The organism is Clostridium sp. YIM B02555, assembly GCF_022320955.1.
GTDB classification, from domain to species: domain Bacteria; phylum Bacillota; class Clostridia; order Clostridiales; family Clostridiaceae; genus Clostridium; species Clostridium saccharoperbutylacetonicum.
This window is the reverse complement of record NZ_JAKJJY010000055.1, coordinates 1-2,496: the sequence shown is the minus strand read 5'-3', so window position 1 is coordinate 2,496 and position 2,496 is coordinate 1. Positions and strand designations below refer to the sequence as shown.

Here is a 2,496-nt window from a genome sequence, read left to right as displayed (position 1 = left end):
GTGCGACAAGAAGTCGCTAAATAACAGCGTTTCCAATAGGAAACTATGCTAGTCATTAAGCATATTCCCGCTCAAAACTGCATTTTGAGTAATTGAAATGTGGGTTGCAGGAGAGTTAAAGGTCTAATGTAGGACATAGTCACATTGAACTACAAGGCTAGGGAAAGAATGAGAATGTGTAAACAGATGTTGAACCTTTGTAATTTTCGTAAGGCGTAAATAAGCTAAAGTGACTGATAAGCTTATATTGTGGATAGGAAAGGTTGTATAGTAGGTAGACCATGGAATGACCCATATATCCACCGGAATATAGGAGGACACTTAACTCATTTGTATCTGTTATTAGTGGAACTTGGTAAACCCTATGTGCTCCTTAATAGGTAGGACAATCGTAAGAACGTTACAATGTGCAAAGGGTATGGGAATGTGGAGAAAGCGAACGCCGATAGGACGAAAGTCCAAAGGAATAAATAACTTGTCGGATAGGAGTTCAGAATTTGCTCTAACACGAAAGTGTGCAGACTTCCACATGGTCGTCAACATGAGAAAAAACGAAAAGTAATTAACTTGAAATGAGGAGTTTAGTTATGGAAACTTATATAAAAATTAATAAGTCGGCTACTGCTCCACAGGTTTATGATTGGAACTCTATTAACTGGAGGAAAATCTACAAATATGTGAAGAAATTGCGACAACGAATTTTTCATGCCGAACAGTTAGGACAAACAAGGAAAGTCAGAAAACTTCAAAGATTAATGATTAGAAGTAAAGCAAATCTATTGCTTTCGATTAAAAGGGTTACCCAAATAAATAAAGGTAAACGAACTGCTGGAATTGATAAGATGATAATAATCGATGATAATGAGAGAATTAAACTATACAATCTAATTAAAAATTATAATGTTAAATCAATAAAAGTCAAACCAGCAAAAAGAACTTATATACCTAAAAAGAATGGGAAATTAAGACCACTAGGGATACCAATAATCAAAGATAGAATATATCAAAATATTGTTAAAAATGCACTGGAACCACAATGGGAAAGTAGGTTTGAATCTATATCATATGGTTTTAGACCAAAACGAAGTGCACAAGATGCAAGAGAACAACTTTTTCTAAAATTACGTAGAGGTACAAAAAGACAATGGATTTTCGAAGGAGATTTCAAAGGATGTTTTGATAATCTAAATCATGACTATATAATATCATGTTTAGATAACTTTCCATACAAGAAAACTATTGTGGAATGGCTTAAAGCTGGATATATCGACAATGAAGTATTTAATGAAACCATTACCGGAACACCGCAAGGTGGAATAATTTCGCCATTACTTGCAAATATAGCATTGCATGGAATGGAAGAAGAATTAGGTGTTAGATATAAAAAGAGTACACAAGGATATTACCTAGACTCTAATTCCATAGGAATCGTTAAATATGCAGATGACTTTGTAATATTATGCAAAACTAAAGAAGAAGCTAAATCTATGTATGATAGATTAAAGCCATATCTTGAAAAAAGAGGACTGGCTTTAGCCGACGAGAAAACCAAGGTTACTCATATAAGTGATGGCTTTGACTTCCTTAGTTTCAATGTAAGGCAATACAAAACAATACGAGGAATGGTGTTATTAATCAAACCATCCAAAGATAGTGTTAAAAAGGCTAAACAGAAAATTAAAGAAGTATTTATAAAATACAGAGGTAAACAAATTGGAATTATAATAAATAAGTTGAATCCAATCATAAGAGGAATAGGGAACTATTGGTCAAGCTCTGTATCTAAAGAAACATTCAAAGCCATAGATTATTACATATGGACTAAGGTGAAGCGATATCTTAAAGTTCTGCACCCAAATAAACCATGGAAATGGATTATCAAGAAATACTTTAGCAAAGATATACATGGCATAAGTACTTCAAAGTGGTTATTAACGGATAAAAGTGTTAAGAATTGTCAACTGATTAAAATGATGTGGATACCTATAATCAGATATAAATTGATTAAATACAAGAATAGTCCAGATGATAAAACATTAGAAGAATACTTCATGAAAAGAGATGAAAAAGAATTTAAAAGAAACAATATTTTGAGTAGACAAAAATTAGCTAAAAAATGTAAACATCAATGTAGAATTTGCAACCAATCATTATTCAGTGAAGAAAATCTGAAAATAAACCAAGTCGTACCCAAGGTACTTGGCGGAAAGGATGTTTATAGAAACTTTGAGATATTACATGAAAATTGCTATGACCAACATCAAAAATTACTGATAAAGTATGGTGGAAATAGTCAACTTAGTAAAATTAAAAAGTTTTTTGATGACAGACAGATAGAACCATCGAGTAAAGAAGGTATGAAACTAATGAAAGAACAATTTAAGCGTTTTAAATATAACTGTTAGGAGAAATGATGGCTTGAGCCGTATGTGGTGAAAGTCACAAGTACGGTTCTTAGGGGGGAAAGAAACCGAGAGGTTTCCGACCTACCCGACA

The 2,496-nt window shown here is 32.8% G+C and carries 1 protein-coding gene; it reads left to right on the top strand.

Annotation, left to right across the window (positions count from 1 at the left end):
- Positions 1-587: 587 nt before the first annotated feature.
- On the top strand, positions 588-2,405 hold the full coding sequence (ltrA, locus tag L3B98_RS28770; RefSeq protein ID WP_238919215.1) for a group II intron reverse transcriptase/maturase: 1,818 nt from the start codon (positions 588-590) through the stop codon (positions 2,403-2,405).
- Positions 2,406-2,496 lie beyond the last annotated feature (91 nt).

Excerpts from the sequence above, each read along its gene's own strand:
- ltrA (WP_238919215.1), top strand. The coding sequence starts at position 588 with ATGGAAACTTATATAAAAATTAATAAGTCGGCTACTGCTCCACAGGTT.